At 40.2% G+C, this 13919-nt stretch carries 15 protein-coding genes; 5 read left to right on the forward strand and 10 right to left on the reverse strand.

Going from position 1 to position 13919, the window contains the following annotated elements:
* Window positions 1–10: 10 nt before the first annotated feature.
* The 10 genes from dxr to E4N80_RS08145 form a co-directional block, all read right to left on the reverse strand.
* On the reverse strand, window positions 11–1156 hold the full coding sequence (dxr, locus tag E4N80_RS08100; RefSeq protein WP_253698728.1) for a 1-deoxy-D-xylulose-5-phosphate reductoisomerase: 1146 nt from the start codon (window positions 1154–1156) through the stop codon (window positions 11–13).
* Window positions 1156–2013, reverse strand: coding sequence for a phosphatidate cytidylyltransferase (locus E4N80_RS08105; protein ID WP_253698730.1), 858 nt, complete (start codon window positions 2011–2013; stop codon window positions 1156–1158). The genes dxr and E4N80_RS08105 overlap by 1 nt, the downstream gene beginning before the upstream one ends.
* A gap of 21 nt (window positions 2014–2034) precedes the next feature.
* The gene (locus E4N80_RS08110; RefSeq protein WP_253698731.1) at window positions 2035–2718 is read right to left on the reverse strand and encodes a di-trans,poly-cis-decaprenylcistransferase; all 684 of its coding nucleotides are present in this window, start codon (window positions 2716–2718) and stop codon (window positions 2035–2037) included.
* Window positions 2719–3276, reverse strand: coding sequence for a ribosome recycling factor (gene frr, locus E4N80_RS08115; protein ID WP_253698733.1), 558 nt, complete (start codon window positions 3274–3276; stop codon window positions 2719–2721).
* An 83-nt stretch (window positions 3277–3359) separates the two neighbouring features.
* Window positions 3360–4202, reverse strand: coding sequence for a translation elongation factor Ts (tsf, locus tag E4N80_RS08120; protein WP_253698735.1), 843 nt, complete (start codon window positions 4200–4202; stop codon window positions 3360–3362).
* 10 nt (window positions 4203–4212) lie between these two features.
* On the reverse strand, window positions 4213–5088 hold the full coding sequence (rpsB, locus tag E4N80_RS08125) for a 30S ribosomal protein S2 (RefSeq protein WP_253698737.1): 876 nt from the start codon (window positions 5086–5088) through the stop codon (window positions 4213–4215).
* A gap of 349 nt (window positions 5089–5437) precedes the next feature.
* The gene (locus tag E4N80_RS08130) at window positions 5438–6721 is read right to left on the reverse strand and encodes a leucine-rich repeat domain-containing protein (RefSeq protein WP_253698739.1); all 1284 of its coding nucleotides are present in this window, start codon (window positions 6719–6721) and stop codon (window positions 5438–5440) included.
* Between the two features lie 364 nt (window positions 6722–7085).
* A complete protein-coding gene (locus tag E4N80_RS08135) occupies window positions 7086–7697 on the reverse strand; it encodes a Maf family protein (protein ID WP_253698741.1) in 612 nt (203 codons plus the stop codon).
* A gap of 16 nt (window positions 7698–7713) precedes the next feature.
* Window positions 7714–8418: a HEAT repeat domain-containing protein gene (locus E4N80_RS08140; RefSeq protein ID WP_253698743.1), complete on the reverse strand. Its 705-nt coding sequence runs from the start codon at window positions 8416–8418 to the stop codon at window positions 7714–7716.
* A 112-nt stretch (window positions 8419–8530) separates the two neighbouring features.
* On the reverse strand, window positions 8531–9142 hold the full coding sequence (locus E4N80_RS08145) for a hypothetical protein (RefSeq protein WP_253698745.1): 612 nt from the start codon (window positions 9140–9142) through the stop codon (window positions 8531–8533).
* A 121-nt stretch (window positions 9143–9263) separates the two neighbouring features.
* On the opposite strand from E4N80_RS08145, the gene E4N80_RS08150 reads away from it, so the two are divergent.
* The 5 genes from E4N80_RS08150 (at window position 9264) to csrA (ending at window position 13916) form a co-directional block, all read left to right on the forward strand.
* The gene (locus E4N80_RS08150; protein ID WP_253698747.1) at window positions 9264–9755 is read left to right on the forward strand and encodes a hypothetical protein; all 492 of its coding nucleotides are present in this window, start codon (window positions 9264–9266) and stop codon (window positions 9753–9755) included.
* Between the two features lie 180 nt (window positions 9756–9935).
* A complete protein-coding gene (flgK, locus tag E4N80_RS08155; RefSeq protein WP_253698749.1) occupies window positions 9936–11807 on the forward strand; it encodes a flagellar hook-associated protein FlgK in 1872 nt (623 codons plus the stop codon).
* A gap of 22 nt (window positions 11808–11829) precedes the next feature.
* Window positions 11830–13077, forward strand: coding sequence for a flagellar hook-associated protein 3 (locus tag E4N80_RS08160; RefSeq protein ID WP_253698751.1), 1248 nt, complete (start codon window positions 11830–11832; stop codon window positions 13075–13077).
* Window positions 13078–13245: 168 nt separating this feature from the next.
* Window positions 13246–13689 (forward strand): flagellar assembly protein FliW, encoded by a 444-nt coding sequence (locus E4N80_RS08165; RefSeq protein ID WP_253682145.1) that lies wholly within the window; start codon window positions 13246–13248, stop codon window positions 13687–13689.
* The gene (gene csrA, locus E4N80_RS08170; RefSeq protein ID WP_010697926.1) at window positions 13689–13916 is read left to right on the forward strand and encodes a carbon storage regulator CsrA; all 228 of its coding nucleotides are present in this window, start codon (window positions 13689–13691) and stop codon (window positions 13914–13916) included. Before E4N80_RS08165 ends, csrA begins: the two co-directional genes overlap by 1 nt.
* Window positions 13917–13919 lie beyond the last annotated feature (3 nt).

The raw sequence follows: 13919 nt of genomic DNA on the forward strand, positions 1-13919 counted from the left end.
CGTTTTACTTTTATTGCAAGCCGTTTACTCTGTCAAGTATCCTTGCCAAAGCGATCGCTCTTGCTCTGTTTTCATAGTCATAAACTTCTTCATAAGAAGAAGGTTTCATAGTCCAATCCGAATTTAAAACTTCTTGCGTAATACCGGCTAAATCCGTAAAGCCTATTTTCCCTTTGATAAAGGCATCAACGGCTTCTTCATTTGCAACATTAAAGGCTATAGGATAGGCGCCTCCTTTTCCAGCCGCTTCAAAACCCAAAGCCAGCATGGGAAAATCATCGGTTCTGGGAGGCCTAAATTCCAACTTTATAATTTGAGAAAAATCCAAGGGCCTTAAAAAGCTTTCAGGCATCTCAGGAAAACTTAAAGCATTTAAAATAGGATTTTTCATATCGGGAGGAGAAGCTTGAGCAAATATCTCTCCGTTTTTACACTGCACCATCGAATGGATTATACTTTGAGGATGAACCGTAACTTCAATTTTTTCCGGCGGAAAAGAAAAGAGCTTTACAGCCTCAATCACTTCCAAAGCCTTGTTTGCAAGAGAAGCCGAATCTATCGTAATCTTTCCACCCATCTTCCATGTCGGATGCTTTAAGGCATCTTCAAGCTTCATTGTGCTAAGCTTTTCTCTCGGCGTATTTAAAAAGGGGCCGCCTGAGGCGGTAATTATAATCTTTTCTATGTTTTCTTTTTTGTGTGCATTTATAAGCTGAAAAATTGCAGCGTGCTCCGAATCGACGGGAATTATTGTGCTGCCCGACTTTTCGGCATCTTGAAAAATCAGCTCCCCCGCCTCTACTATGGTTTCTTTATTTGCAAGGGCCAAATCCAAGCCGCTTTTTATAACTTCTACCGAAGCCTTTAAGCCTGCCGAACCCGCTATACCGTTTATAACAATGTCGGCCTTTGATTTTTCGAGCAGACGTCTGACAGCTTCCGCATCTATTTCGTGTTTTAAATCGGAATCCTTTTTTTTTGTAGAAACAAATTGTGCACCGGTAAATTCTGTTAGAAGAGTTTTTGCAAAATCCGAATTCGAATGAACCGAAAAACCTGCAAGAACAAACCTATCGGAAAATCTCCTTATTATTTCCAGACTGTTTTTTCCGATTGAGCCTCCGGCACCGAGAACGATAACTCTTTTTTTCGCCATTAAAAGCCGCCTAATAAAAATAGACAAAGGGTGTAGAATACGGGAGCAGCTATAAGCAGAGAATCAATACTGTCAAGAATACCTCCCCGCCCTAAAATTACCTTACCTGAATCTTTTACGTCTGCAGAACGCTTCAAGATAGATTCTATTATGTCGCCGATAATGGCAAAGAGGGCCGTAAAAAGAGCTATGATTATAAGCTCTTTTAATTTTCCGTTAAATTGTTTATTAAAAAAATAAAAGGAACCTACAGCAGCTGTTACAGAACCTATGAAGCCGCCTATAAAACCTGCAATACTTTTTTTGGGGCTGGCCTTAATAAAGCCTCTATTGTTTTTTCCGAAAAGCATCCCGAAAAACCACGCAAAGGAATCGCAACCGAAGGTCATAAGACAAAACATTATGATAAGAGCCCCTGCATTTGGAAGGCTTGCAATTGCAGATAAATAAACGGCCAAACCCCAAGGATAAATCAGCATAAACATTCCTGTTGTTAGGCGTGCAATGCTATTTATAAAATTCCCCGACAATGAAAATATAATTTCCATAAACATCATTCCGGCGGTTACGCATCCGAATACAATAAAGATATATTGAAACGGTACGGCATGTAAGCCCATCAGGTATGATGACAGAACTAAAATTGTACCGAAAAAAGCAAGTATCTTTTTAGGATAAGCCGGAGACCTTTGCGATAAAATATTATAAATCTCATAATTTGCAATAAGGGCTGCAATAAACAATTCGATATGATAAACCAAAAAATTATAATGAGGTAAAAAATAAATTGAAGCTAAAACTAAAGGTGCACCTACAAAAAATATAATCAGCCTTTCAATAATTTTTTTAATCTTCATTTTATTTCTCCCTTTATTAAATTAGGCATTTCCGTAACGCCTGTTTCGTTTTTTATAATCTTCTATTGCTTCATATAAATTTTCTACTGTCCAATCGGGCCACAAGGTATCCGTAAAATAAAGTTCCGCATAAGCACTTTGCCAAAGCAAAAAATTGCTTAAACGCTTTTCTCCTCCGGTTCTGATAAGCAGGTCTACAGGCGGAATTTTTCCCGTGTCCAATTTTAAAGAAAACGACTCTTCATTTATCGAGGCAATTTCTTCGGAATTCAGTTTCTTTATGGCCCTTAAAATTTCATCATGTGCTCCGTAATTTATGCCGAGCACAATTGCAGTTCCCGTATAAGCGGAAGTTTTCTCCCTTACAGAATTAATTTCATCTTGAATGTCTTGAGGTAATCCGCTTAAATTGCCTATGTGCTCAATACGTATATTATTATCGGCATAAAATTTAAGCTCGGCTTTTAAATGCTGTTTAATAAGCCCCATTAAAAAGCCCACCTCCGTTTCGGTTCTTTTCCAGTTTTCGGTAGAAAATATATAAAGCGTTATATAAGGAATTCCTAAATCGGACACGGCCTTTGTTATCCTTTTGACCGTATTAAGCCCTTCCTTATGTCCCATAGAACGGGGCAGTCCTCTTTTTTTTGCCCATCTGCCATTGCCGTCCATGACAATGGCGATATGTTTTAGCTCATCGGACATTTAGTTTTCCATTATTTCCTTTTCTTTTGCTTCAAGTACCTTGTTTATTTCGGCGATGTAGGCATCCGTGGATTTTTGGAAAGCATCTTCAGCTGTTTTTAACTGATCTTCGCTTATTTTTCCGTCCTTTTGTAATTTCTTTGCCTCATCAATTCCGTCACGTCTGATATTGCGTACTGAAACCCGCGAATTTTCGGCAATGGTCTTTGCCTTTTTTGCAAGGTCTTTTCTGCGGTCTTCCGTCAACGGCGGAATTGCAATACGGATAACCTTTCCGTCATTTGTGGGATTAACCGAAAGGTCAGCCTGTAAAACAGCCTTTTCGATTTCGACCAATAAACCCTTATCCCAGGGCTGAATTACTACAAGCCTTGCTTCAGGAATAGAGATATTTGCAAGCTGGTTAAGAGGAGTAGACTCGCCATAGCAACTTACTCTTATCTTATCAAAAAGAGCGGAAGATGCCCGTCCGGTTCTTAGCATGTTGAATTCTTCTTTTAATGCGGCAACCGTTTTTTTCATTTTTTCTTCACAATTTTTTTTAACTTCCTCTATCATAATTTGCCTCCGATTATATTTTATTTTAACACATAAGAATTAATGCTGCAAGGACAACCCCCGCAGCATTAAAAGATTTTAATTTACATTCCAAGTCCTAATTGAAAAATAACCAATTTTGACAAGCTCAAAGAGCCGCCGGCTTCTTTTCCGACCTCGGCCATTTTCTTTGAAACGGAAAGTTTGTCATCTTTGACAAAGGCTTGTTCAAGGAAGCAGATTTCTGATAAGTGTTTTGAAATTTTCCCCTTAACAATTCCTTCTTTTACGTTATCCGGCTTATTCAACTCGGCAACCTGACCTTTAAAGATTTCTTCTTGCTCTTTGATATAAGATGCATCTACATCTTCTTTTTTAACATAGAGGGGCATAAAGGCGGCTGCATGTAAACAGCAGTCATAAGCAAATTCCTGCACCTCAGTCTTTTCAAAGATTTCAGGCTTATCCGACTTTAAAACTACAATAACACCCGTTTTTTTGTCGGAGTGAATGTAGCGTGAAAGGTACTCATCTGCACCGGCCCTTACGCTGATTAAGCGTGTAAGGTTCATGTTTTCACGTACGCGGGTAGCCAAATCCAAGAGCTTATCATTGAGTTCGGGGGTAACTTCAGAAATGTCCTTATCAAAGGCCGTTTTTGCAATGTCTTCTCCGACAGCGATAAAGTCCGCATTTTTTGCAACAAAGTCCGTTTCGCAAGTCATTTCGAGCATAACGGCTTTTTTATTATCATTTTTGATAACGATGATACCTTCGCTGGTTACTCTGTCAGCACGCTTTTCGACAGCGGCCAAACCTTTTTCTTTTAAGTATTTTTCAGCCTCTTTAGCGTCTCCGTTGCAGTGCTGTAAGGCTTTTTTGCACTCCATCATACCCGCACCGGTTTTATCGCGCAATTGTTTTACATCAGATGCTTTAATATCCATAAATTTCTCCTTATTTGTCGTCGTATAAATCCTCATCATTTACGAGAGAATTTTCTTCTTCATCCTCATCATCTCCGGCAGCTTCATCTTTGGGAGTGTAGTTTGAATAATCGGTAATTTCTTCTTCTCTGTCCTGATAGGGATCAACGCCTGAATCACCGGACTCTTCATCTTCTTGAAGGTTTTCGATGATTTTAAGACCGTGCTCGTTATCGGCTTCGATAACGGCATTGGCTATCACGCCCGTAAAAAGCGAAATAGCTCTGATAGCATCATCGTTTCCGGGAATCGGATAGTCGATACCCTCGGGGTTGCAGTTGGTATCTACAACAGCGATGATGGGAATACCTAAGGAGCGGGCCTCTCTGATAGCAATTTCCTCTTTTCGGGTATCGATAATAAAGAGGATTCCGGGCAGGTCCTTCATCTCCTTGATACCGCCTAAGTTTTTTTCGAGCTTTGATTTTTCTTTTTGTAAGGAAGCGATTTCTTTTTTTGTCAGGTTATCGAATGTTCCGTCAACTTCCATTTTTTCGATTTTCTTAAGACGGGCCAAGCTCTTTTTGATTGTTGAAAAGTTTGTGAGCATTCCGCCGAGCCAGCGGTTGTTGATATAGAACATTCCGCATCTTTCAGCTTCTTTTTGAATTGTCTGCTGGGCTTGTTTTTTTGTTCCTACAAACAAAACCGACTTCCCTTCCGAAGTTGTTTTGCGGACAGCTTCATAGGCCTCACGGATTGCAACGATTGTTTTTTGCAAATCGATGATATGAATTCCGTTTCTTTCCGAAAAAATGTATTTTTTCATTCTCGGATCCCAGCGTTTTACTTGATGGCCGAAATGTACGCCTGATTCAAGTAAGTTTTTCATGGTTACTACTGCCATGTGTTTCTCCTTTGGAGCTAAAAAGCTCCTACCTTCTCTATTTCTCGGAACAGACTACAGCCCATAAAGCAGCCTCAATAGCTTAACCTTAGAACCGTGAATCCTTCCGGATATTTACCGTAAAAAACGGCATGGGGCTATTATATAGTTTTTTGAATATTTTGTATAGTACTTGACGGCAAAACATCTACAAGAGGTCAATTACTGCAAGCTATTGCGAAGTCCTGAGGCGGGTTTTGTAAGGGGAACACAAAAAAACCGCCTGCTCGCCGGAGGTTTTCCGGCTTGAGGCGGTTACTCAAGAATGTGCACCGTACAAGATGTACGGAAACTTTACACTTGAGGACAGTTACTCGTCTTTTGCAAACTTATCTGCATCTGTTCCCATCGTGCCGGCATTCGTTTTATATGTTTCAAGCTGAGTCGGCGGAACCTTTATGCCGCCTTTTTCTAAGGCGTAGCAGCTGGCAAAGGCGTTCCAGAACGTATTTTTGTAATCACACTTAAGCACAGCACCTTTGAGATTTAGGCAGTCTTGAAAACAACTACCCATGCTTGTAACAGTTTTGGGTATGGTAGGTGCCATTTCAAGACTTCCACAGCCCCAAAAACATCGATCCATCGTCTTAACACCTTCCGGTATTGCAGGTACTTCCTTAAGGTTTTGACAGAATTGAAAGCACTGAGTCATATTCTTAACGCTTGCAGGTATTGCAGGCGCCTTTTCAAATACGCAGTTTACAAAGCAGGAGGTTATATTTTCAACGCCTTCCGTTAGTACGGGTACCTTCTTAAGACCTGAACAGCCCGTAAAGCAGCCTTCCATATTCTTAACGCTTGCAGGTATTGCAGGTGCCTCTTCAAGGACGTAGCAAGCATCAAAGCAGTGGCTCATATTCGTAACGCCTGCAGGTATTGCAGGTGCCTTTGTAATGCCGCTGGCATTAAAGCAGTTACTCATATTCGTAACGTTTGCAGGTATTTCAGGTGCCTTAACAAGGTTTTGGCAAGTGTAAAAGCAGTAGCTCATATCTGTAAGATCCCTTACCTTTTTGAACTTGAGGGCAACCTTTTTAGTCGGGTTCTCAGACAAGACTTTCCCGAGCGGACTTGGATCGTTATGAGCTATATCTCCTTTTAAGTCAGCCGCTCTTAGACCGGTTACTTCTATGTAGTTTACCTCTGTAGCTGAGGCTTCAGAACTTTTGAGATAGTTATCCAACTCTGTATCAAAGTCAAGACTTTTATAGTCGGTAAAGATCACTTTTACCGTTGTACCGGCAGTAATTTTTACCGTTGCAGTTGTGCCGTCTTCTGTACCGCCCGATACAAACGAACCGCCTGAAATAGTCCACTTTTTTACCACCCAATTTTCATTGGGCACTGCGGTAAAGGTCACGGTTTTACCCTGTTCGACCGTGATGGGACTCATATCCGTTTCCGTTATGCCGTCCGCCTTTGCTTTCAGCGTACCGCCCGAACCTTCCACGCTGAAACTTACGGCGTGCTTAGGTGCAGGAGCCTCCGGTTTTGCCGCATTCGGACAGCCTGTAAACACTGCCAGTGTTATAATTGCGGCTGTGATGAGTGCCGCAACTCTCGTTTTTCCCAAGGTTCTTGTGTTGTTTGTCATAACCAAACTCCTTATTTAAGTATTTTTTGGATTGAATCAGTCCCAATCCGTAAAACCCGGCTTTTTGCAAAAAATAAAAAACGCACAAGGGCGGTACTCCTGTCCTTGTGCGTGTGATTGCTTTGAGTAAATTTGTGTGTGTCCGGCTATTATTTGGGCATGACGAGGCTGCGAGGCTGCGAGGCTGCGAGGCTGCGAGGCTGCGAGGCTGCGAATTTTGCCCTGATGGAGCACTTTATGTCAAGTGCTTTTGCTAAATTTTGAGGAAATATACTGTTTTTACCAGTGTTATTCTCTGTCATTACTATACAATATAACACGGTTTTTTAAATATGTCAACATTTTAAGATTTTTTTGAGATTTTTTATATTTTTAAAAATTCGGTTTTATTTAAGATTTCATACAATTCCCTGACCGGAAGACCGACTATGCCGGTATAGGAGCCTTCAATTTTTTCGATAAAAAAGGAAGCTTTACCTTGAATTTTATAAGCCCCTGCAGCATCCTTCCATTCTTCGGTTTTTAGATAAGCGGAAATTTCTTTATCGGAAAGCTTTTTAAAAAAAACTTTAGAAACACTGTGCTTTTCACTTATTTGACCTGTTTTACAATCGAGCAGGCAGATTGCACTAACCACAAAATGAACCGAGTCGGAATGATTTTTAAGCATCATCTCGGCTTCTTTTTCGTTTTTAGGTTTACCGAAGATTATTTTTTCGTTTGAAAAGGCTGTATTTTCGGCAAAAACGAGGGTATCTGCCGCCAATATCAGTTTTTGCGAGCCCTCATTTTGCGGCAAGGTTTTAAAAAGGCTTTCAGCCTTTCCGCGTGCTGTTAATATACACTTTTTTACAGGGTCTTTTTCGGTTATTAAAGATTCATCAAAATTTGAAATTTTAACGGAAAATAAAACACCCAGCGAATCGAGAATCTCTTTTCGTCTGGGTGATGCAGAGGCTAAAATCAGCTCTTTCATTATTTTTAGTTAAATTTTAGTTCTTATTTTGTCCGATCATTACTGATTTTAAAACTTCCAGAGCTCTGTTTCTGACAGGAGTTACGTAGTTAAAGTTATTGGCAATTCTCATGATATTTTCAGTCATCCCTCTCCTATTCTTTACAGTGGGAGCTAATTTTTCATAAGCATTAAGAACTTCAAGGGCCAAGGAGCTTGTAGGATTGATAATGTCGAATTTGCGGTTGATAAAATTTATCATATCTACAACTTCGTCGTTATTGTTAAAACCCAAATCACCTAAAGATTTAACGGCTTCCATGATTACTACCGGCTCATTCTCGGTGTACATAACCGTCAAAAGAGACTTCTTTGCCTGTTCGTTCTTAACTTTTCCTAAAAGGCGGCAAGCTTCTCTTCTAACATCCGGATAGTTGTTTGCAAGCCTACCGTTTTCACGTACAAGCGTGGTAAGACCTACAGTCGCAAGAGAATCAAGAGCTTCCTGTAATTCCGGCGTTATCCTTCCGCCGTCAATAGCTTCTTCAATTACTTGTAAAGCTACAAACTTAGCATCTCTTCCTTCAGAAAGAACCATCTCTCTAATAATTAGTCCTTCCATCGAATTAAGATAGGCCTCTTCGACAGTCATCATAGAATCGGAGCTCTGGTCCTGTGCAAAGACTAGGGCTGATCCTAAAAACAATATCATCATTATAAAAACTAAAGACTTTCGTCGCATTTCCAATTACCCCCTTAGTTTGGTACATATACCTCTATTTTCAATCATTTTCATTGTAAAGTCAAGTAGTAAAATAGACTTTTTTCACTTTTAGTTCTATTTTTAGATCTTATTAAGGCACTAAAAGCCATCTATCACCTATTTTTTCAAGATTATAAAATATTAAACTTTGTGTAGCCGTTATCTTTAGAACCCTAACCTTTGTCGGGGTCAGATAAACAATGTCATCTACCCTTCCGTTTTGCCTTGATGGTACAAAGACATAATAAAAATAATCTTCGATGCTTTTTAACTGCTTTCCCTTTAAATTTGAAGGAAGGCCCTCACTGGTTTTTTTTAATACTTCAGGCTTTGAAAACTCTTTTTTATATTCCGTTGAAAGCCAGTATCTCCAGCGTCCATAGTCCTTTTTTGCCGTTATCTCGTTTAATTTTTTTACAACCTCTTCAATTTCGGACTTAGCTATTTCTTTGTCCTTTTTGGTAATTGAAACGCCTTCAAATTGGGCTACAACCTCTTCATCTGCCGACTTGGCTGCTTCAGCCTTAGGTTTTGTCTCTTCTACAGGTTTTTCAACAACCGCGGGTTTTTGAGCCTGCTGAGGCTTTTCTTCATTTACCTGAGTTTCTGCAACAGAAACAGGCTTTGTTTCAGGTGCGGATGCACATGAACTTATTAAAATTACAACAAGGCATAAGCCTAAAAAATAAAAATTCTTTTTCATATCATTTATAATACATTTATTTTCGGCTTACGTCAACTGAAAATTTACCCCTTTCATAAATTAAAAAATATCTAATGCTTTTTCTTTATATGCCGATACTGGTTCTGAGGAGTAGATTGCTATGGAAAAACATTCGGTTGCAGCAGACATAAAAAGCATTTTACATGAACAAATCGATTTAATTGATAATATCTATAATTTGCAAAAGGCTATGTACCAAGGCGTTTTGGATAGAGACTGGCAGGAAAGTGAAAAAAATTTGAGTTCCTTAAATGAGGCTTCCGTAAAATTTTCGGATTTGGATAAGAGATTATACGGACTTTTGCAGGCTGATGAGGAAGATTATCAAGAATTCGACTTTTACATGCATACAAAGCAATTTACTTCATCGGATAAAAAAAAGATCGATTCTTTATATGAAAAACTAAAAGAAAAAGTTTTTTATTCAAAGATTGAAAATGATGTCTTCTCAAATTATGTTTCACACGCTCAAGCCTTGGTTAAGGGCGTGGTAGATATTATTTCGGAAGAAAGAAACGGAAAGTGTTATACGGCAGCAGGAAAGCGGGTTAATACGGAAATAACAAGCCTCGTTTTAAATGAGGTCTTATAGAAGGTAGTAAATGGAGGTACGATAAACAGTTCGGCAGAAATTCAGCCTCACTGTTTATCTACCGAGTTTGCCTTTCAGGCAAACATCGTAATTTATTATATGCGGTTTGTAAACAAACCGCTTGAAAAAACTTTTTTCGCAAATTGATATTTGCTGCAAAAAGTTTTTATGGAGGTATAGATGGCGACATTTGATGCAATAGAATTAGGAAAAAGGAGTTTGTTTGCTCACCAGCAGTCGATTCAAACGGCAGGTCACAATATTTCGAATTCTTCGACGAAGGGATATACGAGGCAGAGGGTAAACCTCGAGGCTTTTGAGCCTATTTACAGACCAGATTTAACCAGAGCTGAAACACCCGGGCAAATAGGACAGGGTGTTACCATAAGTTCGATTACCCGATTAAGGGATGAACTTTTAGATCAAAGAATTATAGGGGCTACCGATGACCTTGGTTATTGGGAAACAAGAAACTCTTATATTGCCCTTTTGGAACAGGTTCACAATGAACCCGAAGACATTTCCGTCCGAACCCGAATGGACCAATTTTGGGAGGCTTGGCAGGAATTGTCGCTCTACCCTGAGTCGGATGCTGCCCGTCAGGTTGTCCGCACCCGAACCGAAACCTTAACGGATGCCATTCATCATCAATTCCGAGGTTTACAGGGCATAAGGGACATGGTACACGGCGACATAGAAGCAACCGTAAAGCAGGTTAACGACTTAACAGGCCGGATAGCCAAACTAAACGAAGAAATAGTTAAAGTTAAGGCTATGGGGGACAATCCCAATGACTTGATGGATAAAAGAGACCTTTTAACCGAAAAACTTTCTTCTCTTATTGATATTTCCGTAGATAAAAGAGATGAAGACGAAACTTATGTTATTCATACGGCCGGTTTGGAAATAGTACAGGGAAGAACACACCGAACATTCGATTTTAAGGCCTCAATGGAAAACGATAAATATGCGGATGTTATCTGGGAAGATTCCGGTAATTTAGCTCATTTTGAATCGGGAAAACTAGCCGCTTTGATTGAGCTTAGGGATACGGATATTCGGGACGAAATCAGAAAACTGGATACAATGACAATGAACTTTGTCGATTTGGTAAACGATGTACACAGAAATGCTATGAGTCCCAACGGAAAAACAGGCATCGATTTTTTTAAGGAACAATATTTTATAAACAATACCCTCGGTAATTTTGACAGAAACGGCGATGGAGAATATGATTCTTCCTATATCTTCAGAATTACAGGCACCAACACCCTTGATCCGCGTGAACAAATAGGACTTGAAGGAACTTTAACCCTTTCTTCGGGGAACGGTATTGTGCAGGTACCCTATTATTCGACGGATATGGTTTCAGATCTTGTAGAAAGGATTAACAGATCAGGCTCCGAAGTGGCTGCTTACCTTGACCAAAACAATAAACTTGTTTTAAAAGGTATGACAAGCCTTGATAAAGAAAATCCTGACTTTGTTATCCGTCATATCGAGGATTCGGGAAGATTTTTAGCAGGCTATTCGGGTGTGCTTTCTCAGGCCGGGCCGGAAGGTGCCTATGATTGGGGAAGAGCAAATGCGGTTGATGTATTGGCAGGAGCCCAATATGCGGTTTCTCCTATAGCCCATCCTTCAGGCTGGATGGAAATAAATCCCGTAATCAAAAGCGATATACAAAACATAGCTTCGGGCTATAAGGGTCCCGAAGGTGTCGCCTATCCGGGAGACAACAGAGCCGCTCTTGCAATAGCCGCAATCAGAAATACTCCCGTAATGGTAGGGCACTCAGCCACATTTGACGACTTTTTTGCCGATACGGTAACCGAAATCGGTCTAAAAGGCGAGCAGGCAGAAATGACCTTAAACACACAAATAGCCATTGTGAAGGAATTACACGATATGAGAGATTCCGTATCGGGCGTAAACATAGACGAAGAACTATCGGATATTATCAAATTTCAGCACGGATACAACGCTTCTGCAAGATTTGTTTCGGTAATCAACGAAATGATAGACACGGTTATCAACAGAATGGGTGTCTAGCTTTTAAGTTTTGGAGTAAAATATGATGAAAAGAATTAGTACGAATATTCAGCACACGGACAGCAATTTTTCGATGAGGAATCAGGAGTCGAGGCTTCATAATCTAAATAATCAGATTCAGTCCCAACGAAGGATAAACCAGCTTAGAGACGACCCCGTTTCCGCAGGACACTCGGTAAGATATAAGTCCTACCTTGCCCGCCTCGAAAGGTTTGAAAAGAACACAAAAACCTTGAGAGATCAATATATGTCGGCCGAAACTTATATGAATAATTCGCTCCAAGTTGTTCAGCGTTTAAGAGAGCTTTCAGTACAGGGAGCAAACGGAACCTATACGCCGGACGACTTAAAAGATATGGCAGCCGAGGCCGATGAACTTTTAAAAGAACTTGTTCAAAACGGAAATGCCGTAAACTCGGACGGTGTCAGAGTTTTTTCGGGAACAAAAAGTTTTACCGAGCCCTTTGAAACCGTAATGGGAGATGTGGACGGAGCAGGTTCCGCCCTTATAACTCAGGTAAGATACAACGGCACGGTCGATTCAAAGGAAGTTGAAACCGATGAGCTTTCTTTTATGAGGGCAGATCAGGCCGGTAACAGGGTATTTTGGGCCGAGAGGCAAATTCTTATCTCGGAAACCGATGCCCGAAACTTTGTCATAAAAGAAGACACAAGCATCGAGGTTGACGGGGTTGAGATTCCCTTAATTGCAGGCGACAATGTTTATGCAATTATGTCAAAGATAAACGATTCGGGAGCCGCAGTAAAAGCAAGCCTTGACCCGATAACAAGCGGCTTAAACCTTACAACTACCGATGCCCGCCAGCTTTGGCTAAGAGATGCTGAAGGAAGCACCGTTTTATCCGAATTGGGTTTGATAAAGGCCGAACAAAGACCGCCCTACAATTTAGCAAATTCGGTACGCGTTTCTGGAGGCTCTCTTTTTGATGCAGCCATTGCAGTCCGCGATGCCTTCCTTTCGGGAGATCAAGAAGCCTTGGGCGGAAAGGTTTTGGGTATCATCGATGAGGGCATACATAATCTTACTACAAGAATGGCAGAAACAGGTTCCAAGTATTCAAGAGCCGAAGTTATCTTGGCACGAATTGATACGCAAACATTAAATGTAACGGCAGCAGAGTCGCGCGAAGCCGACTTAGACATTACAAAGGCGATAACCGACCTAAAAATGTTTGAACATACGCATCAAGCTTCTTTAAGCGTATTGGGAAGACTTTACAGGGATTCGCTTTTAAACTACTTAAGATAACAAGTCAGCTCTGAAAAACTTAAGATAAGTCTTTCAGAGCTGACTGACGAGTTTTTCATAAGTCTTTTAATAAATAATGACTTATGAAAAACATCGCATTAAATTTAAGGACAACTTCCAAAAACAATGTTTTTAGAAGTTTCCGATATTTTTAGGATGGAATTTACGATGGAAATTAAGACAAAAGCTATGGGGCTTGTTGAGATTCAGGATAAACAGATAATAGAATTGGTTGACGGATTTTACGGATTTGAAGAATTTCATAAATACGCCTTGTTGGATTCGGGAAAAGAGCCCTTCTTTTGGGTTCAATCCCTTGACGATGAAAATTTAGCCTTTATTGTTATAGATCCCTTTTTGTTCAGACCCGATTATGAACTTGATATAGACGACGAATTATTAAAACCGATAGAGGCAGAATCTCCTAAAGACCTTTTGGTTTTTGCCCTTGTTACCATTCCGCCTGCAGGAAGCCCGATTACCGCAAATTTGCAGGGACCTCTTATCATAAACAAAAAGAATAAGAAGGCTTTTCAGGCTGTCTTAAATGACGGAAAATGGAATACCAAACACGACATTCTTGCCGAATTAAATGCGGCGGGGAGGAACTGATGCTCATACTTTCCCGTAAAACAAACCAAAAAATTCTAATAGGCGATAACATAGAGCTTACTATAATCGATATTCGGGGAGATCAGGTAAAAATAGGTGTAGATGCACCGCCTTCGGTCAAGGTTTTCCGTGAAGAAATCTATCAAGAAATCCAAAATGAAAACAGGGCAGCCTTAGTCCGCGATACCGAACTTAATCTACCCGAACTGCATATTAAAAAGAAATAGGTA

Origin of the sequence: Treponema denticola, assembly GCF_024181605.1 — a bacterium.
Classification (GTDB): Bacteria; Spirochaetota; Spirochaetia; order Treponematales; family Treponemataceae; genus Treponema_B; species Treponema_B denticola_B.